Source organism: Dactylosporangium vinaceum, assembly GCF_019904175.1.
Taxonomy (GTDB): domain Bacteria; phylum Actinomycetota; class Actinomycetes; order Mycobacteriales; family Micromonosporaceae; genus Dactylosporangium; species Dactylosporangium vinaceum.
Genome location: NZ_CP061913.1, coordinates 9,697,786 through 9,714,328, shown reverse-complemented (window position 1 = coordinate 9,714,328; position 16,543 = coordinate 9,697,786). Strand labels below are relative to the sequence as shown.

The following is a 16,543-nucleotide window of genomic DNA, read 5'->3' as shown; positions in this document are numbered from 1 at the left end:
AGATTGACGCTCATGCAGAGACGAAACCTGCTCGCAGCCGCCGCCGGAGGGGCCGTCGCGGGCGCCGCCGCCCTCGCCGGCACCGCTTCCGCCGGGACCACCGACTCCAGTGCCGCCGCGTTACGCCCCGGCAAGACCCGGCTGATCAGCCTCTCGCACGTCAACGACCCGGCCAAGACCAACATCTACCCCGGCGACCCGGAGTTCACCCTCGAGACGATCGCGACGATCGAGAACGAGGGCTACTACCTGCAGTACGTCCGCGAGGGCGAGGCCACCGGCACCCACTGGGGCGCCCCGGGCCACTTCAACGCCGGCGAGCCGCTCGCCGACGACCTCGACCCCAACGACCTGTTCTTGCCGGCGGTGAAGATCGACGTGCGGGACAAGTGCGCCCGCAACGCCGATTACGCCCTGACCGTCGACGACGTCCGCGCGTGGGAGCGCCGGTACGGCCGCATCCCGAACGAATCCATGATCATCATGTGGACCGGCTGGGAGTACAAGTGGGGCACTCCCGCCTTTCCCAACCTGGACGCGGACGGCGTTCTGCACCAGCCCGGGTTCGCACCGGAAACCGTGCAGTGGTTCATCGACACCGGCCGGATCGGGCGCAACGGCGGCACCGGCATCGACACGTTCGGCCCGGACCTCGGCACCGACCCCAACTTCCTGGCCTCGCTGCTGGTGTACCAGCGGCACCGGATCAGCCTGGAAATCCTCGCCGGCCTCGCGAAGTTTCCGGCCACCGGCGGTTCGGTGCTGGCCGGCGGATTCATCAACCACAAGGGTTCGGGATCGACGGCCCTGATTTTCGGCGTCATTCCGGCCTGATCGGGCACCGCGTGGGCCGGCCCTGATTGACGTAAGGACCGGCCCACGCTTAGTGTCCTTTTATGAGCGCGATGTCCGGAGCCGAGTCGCCCCAGGTGGCGACCACCCCGCTGGTCCTGCCCATCTCACGCTCGCTGGTCTGGCTCGGCGGCACCGCCCTGCTCGCCCTGCTGCTGTACTACTTCATCGGCATCGACCAGGGTGCCGTGTCAGTCTTCGGCGCCGACGCCCACGTGCACGAGTTCGTCCACGACGGCCGCCACTTCCTGGGCTTCCCCTGCCACTAGGCCTTGCGCAGCACGCAGTCGCCGCAGGTGCCGCCGCCCGGGATGCGGTAGTAGAGGCAGCAGTTGCGCCGGCGGAGCGCGGCTCCGTGCACGTCCGCCCGGCCCTTGAGCGGGGCCCGCCGGAGGAGCTCGGCGACGCTCGCCCAGGCGCTCGCCGAGCCGATCTGCCCGGCCGCGCCGCCGAGGGCCGACGCCACGTTGCCCCACACCACGTGCGGCGACAGGTGGAACCGGTCCATGAAGACCTCGGCGAGCGGCGCCACCAGGCCGAGCACCACGACGTCGAAATAGTCATGCGCCGGCCGCTCGGCTTTCGGGCGTACCGCGAGCGGCAGCGGCCCCCCGGGCACCTCCCGCCACCAGAGGTCGGCCGGGCCCACGTCCGGCACCTGGCCGGCCAGCGCCGCCGCCAGCGGGGGCGAGACCAGGCGGGACGCGTAGCCCAGGAACAGCACCGACGCCACCACACGCTCCGGCACCGCATCCTCCGCGAGGCCGAACATGGCCACCAGGGCCTGGCGCGACACGGCCACCCGCTGCGCGGCCACCGCCGGGTCCAGCAGCTCCGCGAACGGCCGCCAGCCCGCGCCGCCGTCGAAGGGCTCCCAGACGAAGTACGGATTCACGCCGGTACGGTACCGCGCGAAATTTCCGCGGATTTGGTTGAACCCGCAACGGTCTGGTGGGGTAGAGATGCCCAGGGAGGCCGTCGAGAGGGGCTGCGCGTGACGCGCGACGAAGAGCTCATGACCGCGCTGTACACCGAGCACTACGGTGTGCTGCTCGCGTTCGTCTCGCGGTATGAGCGGGACCGCCACCGCGCCGAGGACCTCGTCCAGGACACGCTCCTGCGGGCCTGGCGGCACATCGAGCGGATCGACGTCAGCCGCGACACGACCCGGGCGTACCTGATCACGATCGCCCGCAACGTCGTCAGCAACAACTGGCGGGCCGAGCAGCGCCGCCCCAAGCTCGTCTCCGACCCCGACGCGGTGGAGGCCGTCGCCGAGCACGACAACGTCGACGAGCTCGTGGAGGGCTGGCTGATCACCGCCGCCCTCGACCGCCTGTCCGCCGAGCACCGCGAGGTGATCCGCTCGGTGTACTACGACGGCCGTACGGTCGCCGACACCGCCAGACGCCTGTCGGTACCTGAAGGTACCGTCAAGTCGCGCGCGTACTACGCGGTCCGCGCGCTTCGGGCGGTGTTCGAGGAGATGGGGGTGTTACGGTGACCGCCGGCCACGACGCGGTGCGCCGGCTGCTCGGGGCCTACGTCCTGGGCGGTCTCGACGACACCGATCAGCACACGGTCGACGCCCACCTGAGCACGTGCGCCGAGTGCCGCACCGAGGTGGGCCGCCTGGCCGCCGTGCCGGAGCTCCTCCAGCGCCTCCCCGAGGGCCCCGGCGCCCCGCTCGAACCGCCGTCCCGGGCCGGCCTGGACGCCTTCCTGCGCCGCGCCCGCCCGCGCCGCCTGCCGATCCTCGCGCTGAGCGCGGCCTGCCTGATCCTGGCGATCGTCGTGGGCATCCTCGCGCTGCGCCCCACCACCGCCCCGGCGCCGCCGCTGGCCGCCCCGTCGCCGGCCGTCTCGGTCTCCGCCGGCACCGAGGTGCAGTTCATCGCGGCCGCGGGCAGCGGGCTGTCCGGCCGCGCCCTGCTGACCCCGCGCCAGTGGGGCGTCTCGGTCTCGCTGGAGCTCGCGGGCCTCTCCGGCGACGGCCCGTTCATGATGAAGGTCCTGGACCGCGGCGGCCAGGCCGAGCAGGCCGCCTGCTGGGGCCGCACCCAGTCGGCCCAGGCCCGCGTCACCGGGGCGAGCTCGATCCAGCTGGCCGACGTCGACTCCATCCAGATCGCCGACCACGACGGCAAGACCCTCGGCTCCGCCCGCCTGCGCTGAGCACGGCGCCGGTGCTTGCGCTCAAGTGCCCTTGAGCTCGTAGCGTCCGCGGCATGACCTACGTGATCGCGCTGCCCTGTGTCGACGTCACCGACAAGGCCTGCGTCGAGGAGTGCCCCATCGACTGCATCTACGCGGGGGACCGGATGCTGTACGTGCAGCCGGACGAGTGCACGGACTGTGGCGCCTGCGAGCCGGTGTGCCCCGTGGAGGCCATCTACTACGAGGACGACCTGCCCGCCGAGTACGCCGGATATGCGGCGGTCAACAGCGAGTTCTTCGCCACGATCGGCTCGCCCGGCGGTGCCTCGCGGCTCGGGCCGATCAGCACCGGCGACCACCCGCGGGTCTCCGCACTGCCGGCGCAGGCGTGAGCTCACCCGGGCTCGTCCGGCTCCTGCAGCCGCACCGGGCCCTGGCCGCGGGTCCGGAGCCGGTCGTCCGGGTTGAGCAGGTCGCACGCGCGCATCGACAGACAGCCGCAGCCGATGCACGCGATGAGCTGCCGTTCGAGGCTCTGGATGTACCGCCGCCGCTCTTCCAGCTGGCTCTTCCAGGAGCGTGACACCCTTACCCAGTCGCGATGGCTGGGCGGCTCGTCGACCGGCAGCGTCGTGAACACCTCGGCCACGTCGGCGAGCGAGATCCCCAGGCGCCGGGCGGCCAGAATGAGCGAGATCCGCCGCAGCATGTGCCGCCGGTACAACCGCTGGTTGCCGCGGCTCCGCTCGGCCGTGATGAGCCCCTCGGCCTCGTAGAAGCGCAGCGCCGAAGCCGCCACCCCGGTGCGGGCCGTGACCTCACCGACGGTGAGCAGCTCCTCCGAGTGGGCGGGCGACTCCGACGACACGAGTGGACCGTAGAACCTCAAGTCAGGTTGAGATCAAGCTCCGCACGCTCGCCGCGGCGCGATCGACCTCGAGCACGTGCGGCCATGCCGTCACGGTAGAGCCGGCTTCAGGTACTCCTGAAGGCAAAGGTTGCCGTCCGGGTGGCCGATGGTTGCGGTGTGGAGGCCACAGGTGTAGCCGCGATCGCGACCCGGATGGCGGAGATCCGGACGCAGATCGCCTCGTTCCGGCCGCCCGCGACCGGGGCCGAGGCGGTGTCCGGGTCCGGTGCGGCGTTCCAGCAGGCGCTCGACGCCACCGTGCGGACCGCGCGGACGCCCGAAGGGGTGCCCGTCGAGCTGGCCCGGTACGGCAACGGCAAGATTCCCGAGAACGCGCTCGAACGGGTCGGGAGCACGGGTCACCGGCTGTGGGCGCCGGCCGCGGCCTCGCTCGACGCGCTCATGCGGGCCGCGCGGGCGCAGGGGGTGAACATCGGGATCACCGACTCCTACCGGCCGCTCGCCGAGCAGGTCGACCTGGTCAAGCGCAAGGGGCTGTACTCGCAGGGCGGCCTCGCGGCCAAGCCGGGGACGAGTGACCACGGCTGGGGGATGGCCGTCGACCTCGACCTGGACGGCCGGGCGCAGGCGTGGATGCGGGCCAACGCCGGGCGGTTCGGCTTCGCCGAGACGACCCCGCGCGAGCCGTGGCACTGGGCGTACAGACCCGCAAAATGAGAGGGTGATCGCTCTCTTCACCACCGTCCACCTGGCCCTCGCCGCCGCCTGGGCCGGCGCCATGGGCTACAGCCTGCTCGTCGTGCAGCCCAAGGCCGAGCGGTTCTTCCGGGAGCGAAGCGACGACGAGTACGAGGACTTCCTGCTCGTCATGGCTCACGGCAACCGCTGGAAAGTGATCCCGCTGATCGCCGCGCTCCTGCTCACCGCCGTCCCGGCGAAGTTCTATCCGCTGATTCCGGTGTACCTCCTCGCCGCCGCCGTCTTCGCCAACGTCAGCTGGCGGCACTGGCCCCGGCGGGTGTTCGCGCTGCCGGCGGAGCGGCAGAGGTTCCGGCGCAGCCTGCGGCTCCAGGCGTGGACGATGACGATCCTGGCCGGTGGCGCCTTTCTGACAGGTCTGGCGGCAACCAGCGGACTCTTCTGATCTCCCTACCGCGGTTAAGGTCGTTTGCGATCAAACAACGGTAAGGAGAGGACAGGCAGTGACCGGTTTCAGGCACGACCTGGCGCAGCTGCTCAAGGCCAGGTTCCCGGTCCTGTACGTCGAGTCGTACGAAGAGCACCGCGTGCTCACGGAGCTCGCGGCGGTCGCGGCGGACGCGGGGCTCGTGCGGACCCCGCGCCCGGTGTGGACCTGGTCGGCCACCAGCGGGCTCCTGCAGCCCGACGGGGTCGCGGTGCAGTACACCACCGAGCCCGACAACGCCCTCGACACCGTCCTGCGCCTGCAGCAGCCCGGGCTGTTCGTCTTCCGCGACCTGCACAACTCGCTCGGCGGCGACGTGCCGGTGCTGCCGAGCGTCGTGCGGCGGCTGCGGGACATCGCGGCCGCGTTCAAGGCGGGTGCGGCACCGCGGACGCTCGTCATCGTCGCCCCCGTCCTGCGCATCCCGGCGGACCTGGAGAAGGACGTGACGATCGTCGACTTCCCGCTGCCGAGCGAGGCCGAGATCCGCGGCGTGCTGGAGGCCATGATCGCCGGGAACGCGTCAGGCGGGCGGATCCGTATTGAGCTCGACCCGATCGGGCGGGAGAAGTTCGCGAAGGCGGCGGCCGGGCTCACGCTCAACGAGGCCGAGAACGCGTTCGCCCGGGCCATGGTCAACGACGGCGTCCTGGACCTGGCCGACCTCGGCGTGGTGCACGAGGAGAAGCGGCAGGCGGTGCGCAAAGCCGGCGTGCTCGAATACGTCGACGCCGACGTGCGGCTCGACCAGGTCGGCGGGCTGGAGAACCTCAAGCGCTGGCTGGCCAAGCGGGACAACTCGTGGCTGGCCGCGGCCGCCGACTACGGGCTGCCGGCGCCCAAGGGCGTGCTCATCACCGGGGTGCCGGGCTGCGGGAAGTCGCTCACCGCCAAGGCCGTCGCCGCGGCGTGGGGGCTGCCGCTGCTGCGCCTGGACATCGGGCGGGTGTTCTCCGGGCTCATCGGTTCGAGCGAGCAGAACATGCGGGCCGCCCTGCGCACCGCCGAGGCCTCGGCGCCGTGCGTGCTGTGGGTCGACGAGATCGAGAAGGGCTTCGCGGCGAGCGCGGGCAATGACGGCGGTACCACCAACCGGGTCTTCGGCACGTTCCTGACCTGGATGCAGGAGAAGACCGGCGCGGTGTTCGTCATCGCCACCGCCAACGACATCGAGCGGCTTCCGCCGGAGCTGCTGCGCAAGGGCCGGTTCGACGAGATCTTCTTCGTCGACCTGCCGAGCCGGGCCGAGCGCGCCTCGATCTGGGGTGTGCACCTGCAGCGGCGGCTGGCCCGCCCCGCGGTGCAGGGCCGGCTGCAGGTCGACGACCGGCTGCTGCACGAGATGTGCACCATCTCGACCGGTTACTCGGGCGCCGAGATCGAGCAGGCAGTGGTCGCGGCCCTGTTCGACGCCTTCTCCGAGCGCCGCCCGCTCCAACGGGAGGATCTGCTCAAAGCGGTTTCGTCGACTGTACCGCTCAGCGTCACCCAGTCCGACAAGCTCGACGCGATCAGGGACTGGGCCCGCACCCGCGCGGTCGCCGCAACCGCGGCCGAGGACTGGGATGCCGACGAGGCGCCCCCGACGGCGGCCATTCCGGTCGTCGGCGCACACGGACGGACGATCGAGGTATGAGCGTCTCGCTGATCCTGGTCCCGCTGGTGATCGCCGCGACCGCGGCGCACGCGGGGCTGCAGCAAGGCCGGGACGCCGTGTCGGTGTGCCAGGTCCAGACCCGGATGCGCGACGCGAACCTGCTCGGGGCGGCGCTGCGCGACACCCGGGCCGCTGTGACATCCGACCGGGACGGGCTCGTCGCGGACTGGGCGGGCGTGCGGGCCCGCTTCGTCCGCGACGAGCAGCAGATATGGACCGCCCACTTCACCGGCGACGTCACCGAGCCCCAGGCCGTGGACATCGTCCGCGCGATCGACGCCGCCTACGGCCGCCAGGTCCAGGCGGCCGTCCTGGAGCGCCTGACCCGGCGCGCGCCCGCCGCGGGCCTGCGCCTGGAGTCGCGCTCCGTCACCCCCGACCGGGCCGTGCGCCTGGTCTTCGCCGTGGAGCGGGCCTGATGCAACGCATCGTCGTGACGGTGGCCGAGGACGGCACGGTCGCCGCCGAAACCCTCGGCGTCACCGGCTCCAAGTGCCTGGACTACGTCGCCCTGCTCGAGGATCTGCTGGCGGCGCAGACGGTGCACAGCGAGTACACCCGGGAGTTTCAGGGTCTTCAGGCCGTGACCCGCCAGGAGCAGCACGATGGGTACTAGCCTCGGATGGCGGCTGCGCAACAGCTGGTGGGTGCTGCTCACGATCCTTGGAGTGGGCTGCCTGGGCGGCTCCGGCTTCCTCTACATCGGCATCACCGCCCGCAAGCCGCTGTGGTGGACCTTCGGCATCGCCTATCTGGTGCTGCCCTGGGCCGGGCTGGTGGCCATCAACCGCCTCGGCGAGGACTCCCAGCTCAGCACCGCGATCGCCGTGGCGTACTTCGTGCTGTGGTTCGCCAGCGTCGTGCACGCGCTGATCCTCAACGGCTCCTGGCTGCGCTGGCGGGCCGCGAACCGCCAGTGGTTCGAACCCCAGCCCCAGCCGGCCACCGCGCTGGCACCGCCTCCGGCCCCGCTCCCGCTCGCGCTTGACGTGAACACGGCGTCGGCCGCCGCGCTGAGCGCCGCCGGCCTGGACGCCCCGCGCGCGGCCCGAATCGTCGCCGACCGCGAGGCCAGGGGCGGCTTCCAGACCGTCGAGGAGTTCGCGATGGCCGCCGCCCTGCAGCCCCACGAGTTCGCCCGCCTCCGCGCCCAGCTCACCTGCACGCCCCGCCCGCGCGCACCCCAGCCGCCACCGCAGGGCCCCGGCCGTGTCCTCGACTTCTGACCCCCGCCCCCCGATCCCGGCCGACGTCCTGCAACTGGGCCGGTTCGTCGACCGCACGGTCGCCGAGGGCCCGGGCGAGCGCACGGCGCTGTGGGTCCAGGGCTGCACGATCCGCTGCGCGGGCTGCTTCAACCCGCACCTGTGGACGTTCCGCGGCGGCACCCCGGCCCCGACCGCGGAGGTGCTGGCCCGCGTGCTGGCCGCCGAAACGGACGGCCTGACCCTGCTGGGCGGCGAGCCGTTCGACCACGCCGCCCCGCTGGCCGTCATAGCCGCCGGCACCCGCGCCGCCGGCCGCTCGGTGATGACGTTCTCCGGCTACACCACGGCCCAGCTGCACCAATCCGTCCACAGTGGACGCCGGGACGTGGCCGCGCTGCTGGACGCGACGGACCTGCTGATCGCGGGGCCGTACGTGGCCGCGCTCGTCGACCGCGACCGCCCCTGGGCCGGCTCGACGAACCAGGAGTTCGTCGAGCGCGGCTCCCGCTTCCCCGACCTGCTCGCCGCCGCCACCACGACCCCGGACCGCCTGGAGATCACCGTCGCCCCGGACGGCACCCTGGCCGTCAACGGCTGGGCCGACGACGAGACACTCGACGCCCTCCTCCACGACCTCGCCCGCCCCCGGCCCCGCCGCCCATAGGGAGCCGAGCGAGCCGGAGAGGCCCACCTGATGGACTACAACATCATGGCCGGCGGCGCGCCGATGTACGTCACGAGCCTGAGCGCCGTGCCCTGGCCGCACGCCTACACCGTCGTGCCGGGCGCGACCATCGCCGCCATGCCGCAGTACCCCGCGGACGGCACGAAGGTGCGCAACTACGGCAACGGCGGCATCTACGTGGTGGCGGGCGGCTTCCCTACGTCAGCAGCCTGGGCAACGTGCCGCCCAGCCCGGGGGTGGGTGGACGTCGATGGGTGGGCCATCGGCAACAGCCTGCGCACGCAGCCGGTCGACGGCACGGTGGTCCGCGACCGCGTCACCGGCGGCGTCCATGTCGAGGCCGGTGGGGCGGCGATCGCGGTCGCGAGCCTTGCCTCAGCGGACCAGGAGGACGACCAGGGTGCGCGGGCCGTGGACGCCTTCCACGCGGTTGAGCTCGATGTCGCTCGTCGCCGACGGGCCGCTGATCAGGGTCAGCGGGCGGGTCGGGGTGAGGCGGGCCAGCAGGTCGGGGACGGCGGCGACCACCTGGTCGGCGCGGACCACGCAGAAGTGGCGGTCCGGGACCAGGGTGATGGCCCGGCGGCCCTGGTCCGGGGAGCCGTCCAGGGCTATCGTCCCCGTCTCCGCCACCGCGGCGGCGCAGCAGGTGACCACGCCGGCGTAGGTGTCCAGCTCCGGCGGGGCCAGGGTGCCGTCGTCCACTGTGGACTCGGGGACGGCGAACGGCAGGCCCGGCGGGACGATGAGCGGGGTCAGGCCCTCGACGGCCGCGGCCAGGTCGGCTTCCAGGGTGGCGGCGGTGGTGTGGACGACCGTCGCCTTGTAGTCGAGGAGGCGGTCGACGAACTTCTCCAGCGACGCCTCGTGCGTGCCGGCCGGGTCGTAGCCGCGGGGGACCGGCGGCGCGGTGGGAGCGGAGCCCAGCGCGGTGCGGATGCGGGCCAGGATGACCGAGCGGGCGTCAGCGGAGGGGGTGTCAGGCATTGCGGTTCGCCCACCATTCGCGGAAGGACTGGGCCGGTGGGCGGGGCAGGTCGCGGCTCGCCGTCCAGGCTGACAGGGGCGGTGGCAAGGCGGAGATGCGGTCGCGCCGGCGGCCCAGCAGGCGGCCCAGGCGCATGAGGCGCTCGCCGCCGCGGAAGCGGGTCGCGCCGGCCATGACCCAGGCGACGGCGGCCATCGAGATCGCCTCGGCGGAGGGGCCGGCCGCCTCGACGTGCTTCGCGCGCAGGTGGACCAGCAGCGACGGGATGTCGATGCGGACCGGGCAGGCGTCGAAGCAGGCGCCGCACAGGCTGGAGGCGTAGGGGAGGGAGGCGTTGTCCTCCACCCCGGTGAGCTGGGGGCTCAGGACGGCGCCGATCGGGCCCGGGTACACCGAGCCGTACGCGTGGCCGCCCGTGCGCTCGTAGACCGGGCACACGTTCAGGCAGGCGCTGCAGCGGATGCAGTGCAGCGCGGAGCGGCCCACCTCGTCGGCCAGGACGGCGGTGCGGCCGTTGTCCAGCAGCACCAGGTGGAAGTCCTGCGGGCCGTCGCCGGGCGTGACGCCTGTCCACAGGGAGGTGTACGGGTTCATCCGCTCGCCGGTCGAGGAGCGCGGCAGCAGCTGGAGGAAGACCTCGAGGTCGGTCCAGGTCGGGACGAGCTTCTCGATGCCCATCACCGTGATCAGGGTGGGCGGCAGCGTGAGGCACATGCGGCCGTTGCCCTCGGACTCGACGACGGCCAGGGTGCCGGTCTCGGCGACGGCGAAGTTGGCGCCGGAGACGGCGACCTTCGCGGAGAGGAACTTGCGCCGCAGATGGGAGCGGGCGGCCATGGCCAGCTGGCGCGGCTCGTCGGTGAGGTCGGCCGGCGCACCCTCCATCGACGCGAGGAAGATGTCGCGGATCTCGGTGCGGTTGCGGTGGATCGCCGGGACCAGGATGTGCGAGGGCTTGTCGTGGCCGAGCTGGACGATGAGCTCGGCCAGGTCGGTCTCCCACGCGGCGATGCCCTGCGCCTGCAGGGCCTCGTTGAGGCCGATCTCCTGGGTGGCCATCGACTTGACCTTGACCACCTCGTCGGCGCCGGCCGCGCGGACCAGGCCGGCGACGATGGCGTTCGCCTCGTTGGCGTCGCGGGCCCAGTGCACGTGGCCGCCGCGGGCGGTGACCTGCTCCTCCAGCTGGACCAGCAGCTCGGGCAGCCGGGCCATCGTCGCGGCCTTCAGCGCCTCGCCGGCCAGCCGGAGCTCCTCCCAGTCCGGGACCTCGCCGACCACGGCGGCCCGCTTGGCCCGGATCGTGCGGGTGGCGTGGCCGAGGTTGCGGCGCAGCTGCTCGTTGCCCAGCTCGCGCCGGGCCGCCACCGGGAACGGCTCGTCGCCGCGCAGTTGGCCGACGCCACGCGGGGCGACGGCGGGCATGCCGAGAAAGGTCGTCATTGCGAAGCCAGGATTTCCGCGAGGTGTACCGCACGGGCCTGCACCGACAGCCGGGAGAGCCCGCCACCGATGTGCATCAGGCAGGACGAGTCCCCCGCGGACACGACGTCGGCGGAGGTGGACAGGGCGTTGCGCAGCTTGTCGGCGAGCATCGCGGCCGAGGTGTCGGCGTTCTTGATCGCGAAGGTGCCGCCGAAGCCGCAGCACTGCTCGGCGTCGGGCAGCTCGACCAGGTCGATGCCCTCGACGGCCCGCAGCAGCCGCAGCGGGCGGTCGCCGACGCGGAGCATGCGCAGGGAGTGGCAGGTGGGGTGGTAGGTGACCCGGTGCGGATACCGGGCGCCGACGTCGGTCACGCCGAGCACGTCGACCAGAAACTCCGACAGCTCGTAGGTGCGCTTGGCGACCTCGCCGGCCCGGGCCGCGAGCTGGCGCTTGCCGGCCCGCTCGGCGACCATGGCGTGCTGGTGGCGGACCGAGCCCACGCACGAGCCGGAGGGGGCGACGATCGCGTCGTACGGCTCGAACGTGCGCATGTGGTGCTCGACGAGTTTGACCGCCTGGCGCTGGTAGCCGGTGTTGACGTGCATCTGCCCGCAGCAGGTCTGGGCCTCGGGGAACACCACCTCGTGCCCGAGCCGCTCGAGCAGCGTCACCGTGGCCCGGCCGACCTGCGGAAACATCGCGTCGGCCAGGCACGTGACGAACAGGGCGACACGCATGGTCAGCGGCTCGCTTTCGAATGACTCGTCCGGCGGCCGCGGGGACGGCCGCTCGACTCGCGCACGATCAGCTCGGGTTGGAAGACGACGTGCCGGTGCTCGTGGCGGCCGTCGTCCTCGATCTCCTCGAGCAGCAGGGCGGCCGCCGTGCGGCCGAGCTGCTCGCGGGGTTGCCGCACGGAGCTTAACGGGACCGCGGCCGCGGCGGCGAACTCGATGTCGTCGTAGCCGACGATCGCCACGTCCTGGGGGACCCTCAGGCCGCGCTGGGTCATCTCCTGCAGTACACCCAGGGCGAGCAGGTCGTTGGCGCAGAAGACCGCCGTCGGCCGGTCGGCGGCGTCCCGCGACGCGATCTGGGTGGCGGCGGCCCGGCCGGAGGCGACTGTCAGGTTGGGCGTGGGCACCACGAGCAGGTCGGCCCGGCCCTCCACGGCCTCGGCGCACCCGGCCAGGCGCTCGTGGACCTGGTTGATCGTCGTGGGGCCGCCGACGAACGCGATGAGCCGGTGGCCCTGCTCGACGAGGTGCTCCCCGGCCAGCCGGCCGCCGAGGAGGTCGTCGACGGCGACCGAGCAGCGGCTGTGCCGGCCCGAGCCGCGGTCGACGAGCACCACCGGGGTGCCGCGCTGGATGAGCTGCTCCAGGCGGGAGCTGGGGCCCTCGTCGACGGGGGTGATGAGCACCCCGCGGACCCGCTGCTCCTCGAGGAGCTCGAGGTGGCGGTGCTCGCGGTTGGCGTCCTCGCCGCTGTTGCAGACCACGACCATGACGCCGTGGTCCTCGGCGGCGGCCTCCGCGCCCCGCACGACGTCGGTGAAGAACGGGTTCGCGACGTCCAGCACCACCAGCGCGATCTGCCGGGATTGTCCGGCTCGCAGCTGCCGCGCCGAGTCGTTGCGCACGTATCCGAGCTCGGCGATCGCGTCGAGGACGCGCTGCCGGGTGGTGGTGGCGACGAGCTCGGGGCGGTTGAGGACGTTGCTGACGGTGCCGATGGAGACGCCGGCCCGCCGTGCGACCTCTTTGATGCCCGATGTGGTGGTCATCGATCTCCTGAAACGTCTTAAGCCGTGGCCCCGTCCTAGCGTCGCCGTTCGGTGTATCAAATCGGTAACGCGATCGAAACCCTTGACGCGGGAAAGGCTGTGCTTCTAACGTCACTCTAACCGCGCCATGAAACGTTTCACAAGCGCACCCCTCACACCCCCCGCACAAGGAGGCTCGGTGCTCGTTCTCGAGGGCGTCAGCAAGTCCTTCGGCGCCGTCGCGGCCCTGCGCGACGTGCGCCTGGAGCTGCGCGCCGGCGAGGCCCACGCGCTCGTCGGCGAGAACGGCGCCGGCAAGTCGACGCTCGTCAAGGTCCTGGCCGGGGCGCACGCGCCGGACGCCGGCACGCTGAGCATCGACGGCCGGCCGCTGGTCCTGAACAACCCCGCCGACGCCCGCGCGGCCGGGATCGCCGTCATCTACCAGGAGCCGACGCTCTTCCCCGACCTCTCCGTCGCCGAGAACATCTTCATGGGCCGCCAGCCGCTCAAGTCCGGCCGCCGCATCGACGCCGCCGAGATGCGCCGGCTCGCCGCCGAGCTGTTCACCCGGCTCGGCGTGCAGCTCGACCCGGACCGGCCGGCCCGCGGCCTGTCGATCGCCGATCAGCAGCTCGTCGAGATCGCGAAGGCGATCTCGTTCGACGCCCGGGTCCTCATCATGGACGAGCCGACCGCCGCGCTGTCGGGGGTCGAGGTCGAGCGGCTGTTCTCCGTGGCCCGCTCGCTGCGCGACGCCGGCGCCGCCGTCCTGTTCATCTCGCACCGCTTCGACGAGGTCTTCGCGCTGTGCGAGCGGATCACCGTCATGCGCGACGGGCAGTGGGTCTCCACCGACCCGGCGGCCGACCTGACGGTCGCCGACGTCGTGCGGCGCATGGTCGGGCGCGAGGTCGGGGAGTTGTTCCCCAAAGTGCCCGCGACCGTCGGCGAGGCCCGGCTGGAGGTCCGCGGCCTCAGCCGCCAGGGCGCGTTCCACGACGTGAGCTTCACCGTCCACAGTGGAGAGATTGTGGCCCTGGCCGGACTGGTGGGCGCCGGTCGCTCCGAGGTCATCCGGGCGGTGTTCGGGGTGGACCGGTACGACAGCGGCGAGGTCCTCGTCGACGGCCGGCCGCTGCGCCGGGGCAGTGCCGGCGCGGCGATCGGGGCCGGGCTGGCCCTCGTCCCGGAGGACCGCCGCCAGCAGGGCCTGGTGATGGAGTTGTCGGTCGAGCGCAACGCGACGCTGCCGCGCCGCTGGGCCCTGTCCACGCTCGGGCTGCTCTTCGGCGGCTCCGAGCGCCGGGCGGCCCAGGACTGGTCGCAGCGCCTGCAGGTCAAGGCCGGCCGGCTGAACAACGCGGTCGGCACGCTCTCCGGCGGCAACCAGCAGAAGGTCGTGCTGGCCAAGTGGCTGGCCACCGCCCCGCGGGTGCTCATCGTCGACGAGCCGACCCGGGGCATCGACGTCGGCACCAAGGCCGAGGTGCACCGGCTGCTGAGCCGCCTGGCCGGCGAGGGCGTCGCCGTCCTCATGGTCTCCAGCGAGCTGCCCGAGGTGCTCGGCATGGCCGACCGGGTGCTCGTCATGCACGAAGGGCGGCTCGCCGCCGACATCCCCCGCACCCGAGCCGACGAGGAGTCCGTGATGCTGGCCGCCACCGGGCAGGGGGACTCCCGATGACCGTCGTCGAGAGCGAGGCTCCACCGCGCACGGCGCGGGCCACCCGGCTGACGCATCGCGTGTTCCTGGTCCGGGAGCTGGGCATCGTCGTCGCGCTCGGGCTGCTGATCGGCATCACCGCCGTCACCAACTCGCGCTTCCTGTCCCAGCAGAGCGTCAAGGACCTGCTGCTCGGCGCCACGATCCTGGCGATCCTGGCCACCGGGCAGGCGATCGTCGTCATCACCCGCAACGTCGACCTGTCGGTCGGCTCCGTCCTCGGCCTGTCGGCGTTCCTCACCGGCACGCTGTTCCTGAACCACCCCGGCATCCCGATCCCGGTGGTGCTGGTGGCGGGCGCGGCACTCGGGGCGGTGTGCGGCGCGGTCAACGGTGCCCTCATCGCCGCCGCCCGGGTGCCGGCGCTGGTGGTCACCCTCGGCACGCTGTACGTGTTCCGCGGCATCGACTACCAGTGGGCCACCGGCAAGCAGATCAACGCGGCCGACATCCCGGTCCCGTTCCTGCACATGGGGACGTCGACGCTGCTCGGGGTACCACTGCTGACGCTTTTCGCCCTTGCCGTCGTTCTTGCCGCCGGGTTCTATCTGCGGTCCTACCGCAGCGGGCGCGAGCTGTACGCGATCGGCTCCGACCCCGCCGCGGCCCGCCTGTCCGGCATCGCCGTCGGCCGCCGGGTGTTCTTCGCGTTCGTGGTCTGCGGCATGCTCGCGGGGCTGGCCGGAGTGCTCTACGTGGCCCGGTTCGGCACGCTCGACGCCAACGCCGGCCTCGGCCAGGAGCTCAACGTCGTGGCCGCGGTGGTCGTCGGCGGTGTGGCCATCTTCGGCGGCAGCGGCAGCGTCTACGGCGCCGCCCTCGGCGCGATGCTGCTGAGCACCATCGGCGCCGCACTGCCGGTGCTCGGCGTCACCCCGTTCTGGCAGCGGGCCGCGGTCGGCGCGCTGATCCTGGCGGCGATCGGCCTCGACCGGGCGCTGTCGGTGCGTGTCACGAAGAGCCTGCAGCGAGGGGTCAACCAGTGAACGTCATCCGCCGCCTCGGCTCCTGGGACCTCATCGTCCTGCTCGCACTCGTCCTGGTCGTCGCCGTCGGCGCGGCCACGATCGAGGGCGTCGCCAGCCCCCGCTTCTGGCGCTTCGTGTCGCTTGAGGTCATCCCGATCGCCATCGTGGCCCTGCCGCTCACGCTCGTCATCATCACCGGCGAGATCGACCTGTCGGTCGCCAGCACCATGGGCCTGACCTGTGCCGTGATGGGTGACCTGTGGATGCACGGGGTCCGGTCGCTGCCGCTGCTGATCGCGCTGTGCCTGGTCCTCGGGGCCGTCCTGGGCGCGGTCAACGGCCTGTTCATCACCGTGTTCGGGCTGCCGTCGCTGGCGGTCACGATCGGCACCCTGGCGCTGTATCGCGGGCTCGCCTACGTCGTCCTCGGCGACAAGGCCGTGGCCGACTACCCGGACTCCTGGACCAGCGGCGCGATAAGCCCCATCTCCGGCCTCACGATCCCGTGGTTCGTCATCGTCGTCGCCGTGCTCGCCGTCATCTTCGCTGTGGTACTCCACGCGACCCCGATCGGCCGCGGGCTGTACGCGATGGGCAACAACGCGGAGGCGGCGCGCTTCGCCGGCGTCGCCGTCAACCGGACCAAGTTCTGGCTCTTCGTCACCACCGGCACGATGTCGGCGCTGGCCGGCGTGTTCTGGACGTTCCGTTACGCCAGCGCCCGGGCCGACAACGCCAACGGCCTCGAGCTCGCGGTCGTCGCGGCCGTCCTGCTCGGCGGGGTCTCCATCTTCGGCGGCCGCGGCGGCCTGCTCGGCGTGGTCGGCGCGGTCGTGCTGCTCAGCACCCTGCGCAACGCGCTGCAGCTGGCCTCGGTGCCGCAGAACACGCTCACCATCGTCACCGGATCTCTGCTCATCGCCTCGGTCGTCGGACCGAATGTCGCCGCCATGGCGCGCGAGCGCCTCCGGCGGCGGCGACCCGCCCGAAAGTCGCACCAGCCCGCCTGAACCGCAGCACCCCGCCTGAAATCGCAGCACCCGCCTGCAAGC

The 16,543-nt window shown here is 72.4% G+C and carries 21 protein-coding genes; 15 read left to right on the top strand and 6 right to left on the bottom strand.

Annotation, left to right across the window (positions count from 1 at the left end; translation table 11 throughout):
- Window positions 1-12: 12 nt before the first annotated feature.
- A complete protein-coding gene (locus Dvina_RS43490; protein ID WP_223096634.1) occupies window positions 13-834 on the top strand; it encodes a cyclase family protein in 822 nt (273 codons plus the stop codon).
- Window positions 835-896: 62 nt separating this feature from the next.
- Window positions 897-1,121, top strand: coding sequence for a CbtB domain-containing protein (locus tag Dvina_RS43485; protein WP_246655709.1), 225 nt, complete (start codon window positions 897-899; stop codon window positions 1,119-1,121).
- On the opposite strand, the gene Dvina_RS43480 is transcribed toward Dvina_RS43485, so the two are convergent.
- Complete coding sequence (locus tag Dvina_RS43480; protein ID WP_246655708.1) at window positions 1,118-1,747, bottom strand: (2Fe-2S)-binding protein; 630 nt, start codon at window positions 1,745-1,747, stop codon at window positions 1,118-1,120. The two genes, Dvina_RS43485 and Dvina_RS43480, sit on opposite strands and share 4 nt — an antisense overlap.
- A gap of 99 nt (window positions 1,748-1,846) precedes the next feature.
- On the opposite strand from Dvina_RS43480, the gene Dvina_RS43475 reads away from it, so the two are divergent.
- The 3 genes from Dvina_RS43475 to fdxA are packed head-to-tail and all read left to right on the top strand — an operon-like array spanning window position 1,847 to window position 3,401.
- Entirely contained in the window at window positions 1,847-2,356 is a 510-nt protein-coding gene (locus tag Dvina_RS43475) for a sigma-70 family RNA polymerase sigma factor (RefSeq protein ID WP_246655707.1), read from the top strand.
- Window positions 2,353-3,027 carry an anti-sigma factor family protein gene (locus Dvina_RS43470; protein WP_223096630.1) on the top strand — a complete coding sequence of 225 codons (675 nt, stop codon included), beginning with the start codon at window positions 2,353-2,355 and terminating at the stop codon, window positions 3,025-3,027. The genes Dvina_RS43475 and Dvina_RS43470 overlap by 4 nt, the downstream gene beginning before the upstream one ends.
- Window positions 3,028-3,080: 53 nt before the next feature.
- Window positions 3,081-3,401, top strand: a complete 321-nt coding sequence (gene fdxA, locus Dvina_RS43465; protein WP_223096628.1) for a ferredoxin — start codon at window positions 3,081-3,083, stop codon at window positions 3,399-3,401.
- Window positions 3,402-3,403: 2 nt separating this feature from the next.
- Here the strand turns inward: fdxA and soxR are convergent, their stop codons facing one another.
- Complete coding sequence (gene soxR, locus Dvina_RS43460) at window positions 3,404-3,877, bottom strand: redox-sensitive transcriptional activator SoxR (protein WP_246655706.1); 474 nt, start codon at window positions 3,875-3,877, stop codon at window positions 3,404-3,406.
- A gap of 159 nt (window positions 3,878-4,036) precedes the next feature.
- Between soxR and Dvina_RS43455 the strand changes: the two genes are divergently transcribed.
- From Dvina_RS43455 to Dvina_RS43425, 7 genes are read left to right on the top strand one after another with little or no spacing between them, the layout of a single operon-like run.
- Entirely contained in the window at window positions 4,037-4,597 is a 561-nt protein-coding gene (locus tag Dvina_RS43455; RefSeq protein ID WP_246655705.1) for a M15 family metallopeptidase, read from the top strand.
- Window positions 4,598-4,601: 4 nt separating this feature from the next.
- Window positions 4,602-5,024, top strand: a complete 423-nt coding sequence (locus Dvina_RS43450; RefSeq protein ID WP_223096626.1) for a hypothetical protein — start codon at window positions 4,602-4,604, stop codon at window positions 5,022-5,024.
- Between the two features lie 58 nt (window positions 5,025-5,082).
- Window positions 5,083-6,702, top strand: a complete 1,620-nt coding sequence (locus Dvina_RS43445; RefSeq protein ID WP_223096624.1) for an AAA family ATPase — start codon at window positions 5,083-5,085, stop codon at window positions 6,700-6,702.
- Window positions 6,699-7,142, top strand: coding sequence for a hypothetical protein (locus Dvina_RS43440; protein ID WP_223096622.1), 444 nt, complete (start codon window positions 6,699-6,701; stop codon window positions 7,140-7,142). The genes Dvina_RS43445 and Dvina_RS43440 overlap by 4 nt, the downstream gene beginning before the upstream one ends.
- Window positions 7,142-7,339, top strand: a complete 198-nt coding sequence (locus Dvina_RS43435; RefSeq protein ID WP_223096620.1) for a DUF2997 domain-containing protein — start codon at window positions 7,142-7,144, stop codon at window positions 7,337-7,339. The genes Dvina_RS43440 and Dvina_RS43435 overlap by 1 nt, the downstream gene beginning before the upstream one ends.
- On the top strand, window positions 7,329-7,949 hold the full coding sequence (locus tag Dvina_RS43430; RefSeq protein WP_223096618.1) for a helix-hairpin-helix domain-containing protein: 621 nt from the start codon (window positions 7,329-7,331) through the stop codon (window positions 7,947-7,949). Before Dvina_RS43435 ends, Dvina_RS43430 begins: the two co-directional genes overlap by 11 nt.
- Entirely contained in the window at window positions 7,933-8,595 is a 663-nt protein-coding gene (locus Dvina_RS43425) for a 4Fe-4S single cluster domain-containing protein (protein WP_223096616.1), read from the top strand. Before Dvina_RS43430 ends, Dvina_RS43425 begins: the two co-directional genes overlap by 17 nt.
- Before the next feature lie 396 nt (window positions 8,596-8,991).
- Here Dvina_RS43425 and Dvina_RS43420 read toward each other — a convergent pair whose 3' ends face one another.
- Genes Dvina_RS43420 through Dvina_RS43405 form a run of 4 tightly spaced genes read right to left on the bottom strand, consistent with a single transcriptional unit; the run spans window position 8,992 to window position 12,818 of the window.
- A complete protein-coding gene (locus Dvina_RS43420; RefSeq protein ID WP_223096604.1) occupies window positions 8,992-9,603 on the bottom strand; it encodes a LutC/YkgG family protein in 612 nt (203 codons plus the stop codon).
- Complete coding sequence (locus Dvina_RS43415) at window positions 9,596-11,047, bottom strand: LutB/LldF family L-lactate oxidation iron-sulfur protein (protein WP_223096602.1); 1,452 nt, start codon at window positions 11,045-11,047, stop codon at window positions 9,596-9,598. The genes Dvina_RS43420 and Dvina_RS43415 overlap by 8 nt, the downstream gene beginning before the upstream one ends.
- A complete protein-coding gene (locus Dvina_RS43410) occupies window positions 11,044-11,769 on the bottom strand; it encodes a (Fe-S)-binding protein (protein ID WP_223096600.1) in 726 nt (241 codons plus the stop codon). The genes Dvina_RS43415 and Dvina_RS43410 overlap by 4 nt, the downstream gene beginning before the upstream one ends.
- Window positions 11,770-11,771: 2 nt before the next feature.
- Window positions 11,772-12,818 carry a LacI family DNA-binding transcriptional regulator gene (locus tag Dvina_RS43405; RefSeq protein ID WP_223096598.1) on the bottom strand — a complete coding sequence of 349 codons (1,047 nt, stop codon included), beginning with the start codon at window positions 12,816-12,818 and terminating at the stop codon, window positions 11,772-11,774.
- 178 nt (window positions 12,819-12,996) lie between these two features.
- Between Dvina_RS43405 and Dvina_RS43400 the strand changes: the two genes are divergently transcribed.
- From Dvina_RS43400 to Dvina_RS43390, 3 genes are read left to right on the top strand one after another with little or no spacing between them, the layout of a single operon-like run.
- Window positions 12,997-14,484 carry a sugar ABC transporter ATP-binding protein gene (locus Dvina_RS43400; protein ID WP_246655704.1) on the top strand — a complete coding sequence of 496 codons (1,488 nt, stop codon included), beginning with the start codon at window positions 12,997-12,999 and terminating at the stop codon, window positions 14,482-14,484.
- Window positions 14,481-15,509, top strand: a complete 1,029-nt coding sequence (locus Dvina_RS43395; protein WP_223096594.1) for an ABC transporter permease — start codon at window positions 14,481-14,483, stop codon at window positions 15,507-15,509. Before Dvina_RS43400 ends, Dvina_RS43395 begins: the two co-directional genes overlap by 4 nt.
- Complete coding sequence (locus tag Dvina_RS43390; protein ID WP_246655703.1) at window positions 15,506-16,501, top strand: ABC transporter permease; 996 nt, start codon at window positions 15,506-15,508, stop codon at window positions 16,499-16,501. Before Dvina_RS43395 ends, Dvina_RS43390 begins: the two co-directional genes overlap by 4 nt.
- The last annotated feature ends 42 nt before the right edge of the window (window positions 16,502-16,543 follow it).